We start from the raw sequence: 4,045 nt of genomic DNA on the forward strand, positions 1-4,045 counted from the left end.
GGGGGGCGCGGAGGCGGGGAGGGGAGTGCCGGGTGCTTCCAGCCGCGCGAGCCGCGTCTCCAACGCCGCGACCGTGGCCTCCAGTCGCTTCACCGTCTCCCTCAGGTCCTGACCTTCACCTTCGTCCGACATGGACTCCCCTCATGCACCATCGCATCCCGGCCCGCTGGACCTTCACGCAAGCACTGCCACCCCGGGTTCTCAATGTGAACGGATGCGATGTCCGTGCATGGCCCGGGGAGCGCCCCAGCCCGTCGCTGAATGTCGCCCTGGGCAACCGGCCTGGAGGCGGCACGCCGTTCAACGGACGCATCGACGCGGTGCGGGTCTACGGCCGGGTGCTCAGCGCGGCGGAGCTTCAGCAGCTCTGACGCCGCGGTGAGCGGGGCCGGCCTCCGGAGGGGCCCGGGGGCCGGCGCTTCGCCTGGAGTCCCAGGCGCGCTTCAGGCCAGGTTGTGGAACACGTGCTGCACGTCTTCGTCCTGCTCCAGCATGTCCACCAGTTTGAGGACCTCCTGGGCCTGCTCCTCGGGCAGCTCCTTGAGGGTGCCCTCCAGGGGGATGTATTCGGACTCCGCGGACAGCGGCGAGATGCCCTTGGCCTCGATGGCCGCCTGGAGCTTGCCGAAGTCCGCGAACTCGCAGCGCAGGAGGAGCTGCTTCTCCCCCTTCTCGCCGGTGGTCTCGCCCATCTCCTGAAGGCCGTGGTCGATGAGCTCCAGCTCCAGCGTCTCCAGGTCCAGTCCTTCGGGGTCCAGGCGGATGGCGCCCATGCGCTTGAACATGCGGGACACGCCGCCGGAGGTGGCCATGCTTCCGCCCAGCTTGGTGAACGGGAAGCGGACGTTGGCCACGGTGCGCACGATGTTGTCCGTCGCCGTCTCCACCAGCACGCCGACGCCGTGGGGCGCGTAGCCCTCGTAGAGGACGATCTGGTAGTCGGCCTGGTCCTGGCCGCTGGCGCGTTTGATCGCGCTCTCCACGTTGTTCTTCGGCATGTTCGCCGCGCGGGCATTCTGGATGGCCCGGCGCAGCGCGGAGTTGGAGGTCGGGTCCGGTCCGCCGGCCTTCACCGCGATCACGATGTCCTTCGTGATGCGCGTGAAGATCTTCGCCATCTTGTTCCAGCGGGCGAACATCGTCGCCTTGCGTGTCTCGAAAATGCGTCCCATGGTGCCTCCAATTATATCGCGGCCCGCCCCGGTGGGACGGGTTTCGCACGTCAGGCTCGCGGGAAGCGGCTCGCCAGCGCGTCGGCCAGGGGGCCCGCCCCCGTGCGCAGGGGGTCCACGCAGGGCAGCCCGTGCGCGCGGCCGGTGGTCTCCAAGAGCGCGAGGGCCGCGTCCTCGGCCAGGGACTCGGTGTTGATGGCGATGCCGGTGCACTGGATGGAGGGGTTCGTCAGCCGGCCCTCCAGCACCGTGCGGTCGATGACGTCCTGAATCGACGGCAGCGCGTGCTTCACGCCACGCATCGTGGTGCGCGTGGGTTCGTGGCAGACGATGAAGGCGTCCGGCTGCGCGCCGTGCAGCAGGCCCAGCGTGACGCCCGCGAAGGACGGGTGGAACAGCGAGCCCTGGCCCTCCACCACGTCCCAGTGGTCCGCGTCGTTCTCCGGGGTGAGCCACTCCGCCGCGCCCGCGACGAAGTCGGACACCACGGCGTCCAGCGCCACGCCACGCCCGGAGATGAGGATGCCCGTCTGGCCCGTGGCCCGGAAGTCGGCCTTCCACCCGCGATTGCGCAGCTCCTTCTCCAGCGCCAGCGCCGTGTACTTCTTGCCCACCGCGCAGTCGGTGCCCACCGTCAGCACGCGCAATCCCTGTCGCTTCGTGCCCTTGCCCGTGGCGAAGTCCCGGTCCGGAAAGCGCACGTCGTGCAGCTTGCGCCCGTGCTTCGCCGCGGCCTCGGCCACGGCGGGGATGGAGCCCAGCCGCTTGTGCAGGCCGGTGGCCACGTCAAACCCGGCCTCCAGCGCCCGCACCAGCGTGGTGACCCACGCGTCCGCCAGCACGCCGCCCGCGTTCACCACGCCGACCACCAGCGTGCGCGCGCCCCGGGCCTTCGCCGCCGCGAGGTCCATGTCGGGCAGGCCACAGTCCGCCATGCACCCCGGCAGTCGCAGTTGGCCCACGCACCACTCGGGCCGCCAGTCCACGATGCCGTGGGCCGTCTTGGCCGCGAGCTGATCCTTCACGTCTCCCAGGAACAGCAGGTAGGGCTTGTCGATGTCCACGCGCCAGCGCCTTAGCACGGCGCAAAAAGGCCGTGGAAATGGCGCGGGGAATAAGCGCGACACCCGACGTAACAGGGCAGGGGCCCACACCGGTCTGTTCATCCCCCGCCCTTCTTCGGAGTCCTCCATGCGCTTCACCTCTTCCGCCGCCCTCCTGTTCGCCGCCTCGCTCGCCACCGCCTGTGGAGGTCCGCTGGAGGAGGACGCCGCTTCGACAGGACAGGAGGGCGAGGCCGCCAGCGCCAGCGATGCGCTGATCGTGTTGCCGCCCGTCCTCCCCTGCCTCACCAGCAGCACGGTGCTGGCGCAGCCGGACGGCGCGACGGTCCCCTACGTCTGGAACTGCCGCAAGACGGGCTATGTCTCCACCCACGCGTCGTCGGTGGATGCCACCTATACCCAGTCGTCCTGCGTCGACCGCTTCGTGGTGGATGTGACCAGCATTGGCGGCCGGTCCGCCAAACCCTTCGTGGAGGCGGCCCCGACCTCCGCCCCGACCTCCAGGTCGGCTTGCGAAAACCTGTCCGTCACCGCCGACGCCTGGGCGGTGACCACCGGCGCCTGGATGTACCTGGGCACGGTGACGGGCTCGGGCTCGTGGCTCCCCTCGGCCATCCCGGGCATCCCGGGCTACTGCCGGACGCGCTTCTACATCCCCGGCGACGCGGGCTACTCCAAGGTGCGGGTGACGGGCATCGCGACGTCGTACGGGACGAAGATCCCCGTGCGCACGGGCGCGGAAATCTTCGAAGGAAACCCCTGCTGATTCCGGGAGAATAAGCGCGGCCCCTGGCGTAACCCAGGGGGGAGGGCCCCCTTTCCCCTCGGGTCCTCGCCCCACTGGAGCCATCCCATGCGCTTGCCCCCCCTGGCCGTGCCCGGAAAGGGCCCCTGCTGACCCTCCGGAAACAAGCGGCGGGCGGCCAACCTGCCCGGTGGGAACCGCACGGGCGGGTATCGTCGGACTTCGCGGCCGGGGCGGGGCCTGCTAGGAACGGGCCCGTGGTGTTCCGCCCGCGATCGCCCCGTGTCGTCCCCCGGCCCGGGGAGTCCTCCGCATCCGAGAAGGAGGCAGCCCCAGCCTCCCGCGAGGATGCCGCGGAGTTCCAGGCGCTCGTCGCCCGGTGCGCACCCGCGTTGGAAGAGCGGGCCCGCATCCTGTGCCGGGGGCGCAACCCCTCCGACGCGAAGGACCTGTTGCAGGAAACCTACGAGCGGGCCTTCCGCGCGTTTCATACGTATGACCGGTCCGCGCCTCCCATGGCGTGGCTGGCGTCCATCCTCGTTCGACGCTTCCTCGACTGGTGCCGGCACGACCGGCGGCACCCCCAAGAGGAGTTCACCGACGCGATGGGGGACACCCTGGCGGAGGCCGAAACGCCGCCGGAAATCTGGGCGCACTACACGCTTGAAGACGTGTGGAGCGCGGTGGAACAGCTTCCCCCGGAGCTGCGCGAGGTGGTCCGAATGAAGGACATGGAGCGACAGAGCTACGCGGAGATCGCCCGACGGCTCGGCATCCCGTCCATGACGGTGGGCACCCGCCTGTTCCGCGCCCGCAAGAAGCTCAAGGAGCTGCTCCTCGCGCGACAGGGAAGCGCCGGGGTCTCCTCGTGAATCCGATGTGCGAACAGCTCGCCGCCTTCGTGGACGGCGAGCTGACCCCCGAGCAGGCCCAGGCCTTCAGTGTCCACCTGGCGGACTGCGCGGAGTGTCAGGCGGGGCTGGAGGACCAGGTGCAGGTGAGCCTCGCGGTGCAGGCCGCTGGGGATGCCCACGCGGCCCACCAGCGCCCCCAGGCGACCCCCG

Annotated in this window: 6 protein-coding genes; 4 read left to right on the forward strand and 2 right to left on the reverse strand. The window is 70.3% G+C overall.

Going from position 1 to position 4,045, the window contains the following annotated elements; genetic code table 11:
- Positions 1-143 precede the first annotated feature (143 nt).
- Complete coding sequence (locus D7Y13_RS39395) at positions 144-371, forward strand: LamG-like jellyroll fold domain-containing protein (protein WP_120583488.1); 228 nt, start codon at positions 144-146, stop codon at positions 369-371.
- Between the two features lie 72 nt (positions 372-443).
- Here D7Y13_RS39395 and D7Y13_RS39400 read toward each other — a convergent pair whose 3' ends face one another.
- Positions 444-1,172 carry a YebC/PmpR family DNA-binding transcriptional regulator gene (locus D7Y13_RS39400; protein ID WP_120538236.1) on the reverse strand — a complete coding sequence of 243 codons (729 nt, stop codon included), beginning with the start codon at positions 1,170-1,172 and terminating at the stop codon, positions 444-446.
- A gap of 50 nt (positions 1,173-1,222) precedes the next feature.
- Complete coding sequence (gene dgcN / locus D7Y13_RS39405) at positions 1,223-2,236, reverse strand: N-acetyltransferase DgcN (protein ID WP_120538235.1); 1,014 nt, start codon at positions 2,234-2,236, stop codon at positions 1,223-1,225.
- 127 nt (positions 2,237-2,363) lie between these two features.
- On the opposite strand from dgcN, the gene D7Y13_RS39410 reads away from it, so the two are divergent.
- From D7Y13_RS39410 to D7Y13_RS39420, 3 genes are all read left to right on the forward strand, one after another.
- Positions 2,364-3,002 carry a hypothetical protein gene (locus D7Y13_RS39410; RefSeq protein ID WP_120583487.1) on the forward strand — a complete coding sequence of 213 codons (639 nt, stop codon included), beginning with the start codon at positions 2,364-2,366 and terminating at the stop codon, positions 3,000-3,002.
- A 239-nt stretch (positions 3,003-3,241) separates the two neighbouring features.
- Positions 3,242-3,853 (forward strand): RNA polymerase sigma factor, encoded by a 612-nt coding sequence (locus D7Y13_RS39415; RefSeq protein WP_233595518.1) that lies wholly within the window; start codon positions 3,242-3,244, stop codon positions 3,851-3,853.
- Positions 3,854-3,858: 5 nt separating this feature from the next.
- Positions 3,859-4,045: anti-sigma factor family protein (locus D7Y13_RS39420; protein WP_244222440.1), on the forward strand; the 187-nt coding region annotated here is incomplete at its 3' end.

This window comes from Corallococcus praedator (assembly GCF_003612125.1).
GTDB classification, from domain to species: domain Bacteria; phylum Myxococcota; class Myxococcia; order Myxococcales; family Myxococcaceae; genus Corallococcus; species Corallococcus praedator.

Coding starts and splice junctions, on each gene's coding strand:
- D7Y13_RS39400 (WP_120538236.1), bottom strand. CDS start 1,172: ATGGGACGCATTTTCGAGACACGCAAGGCGACGATGTTCGCCCGCTGG.
- D7Y13_RS39395 (WP_120583488.1), top strand. CDS start 144: ATGCACCATCGCATCCCGGCCCGCTGGACCTTCACGCAAGCACTGCCA.
- D7Y13_RS39410 (WP_120583487.1), top strand. CDS start 2,364: ATGCGCTTCACCTCTTCCGCCGCCCTCCTGTTCGCCGCCTCGCTCGCC.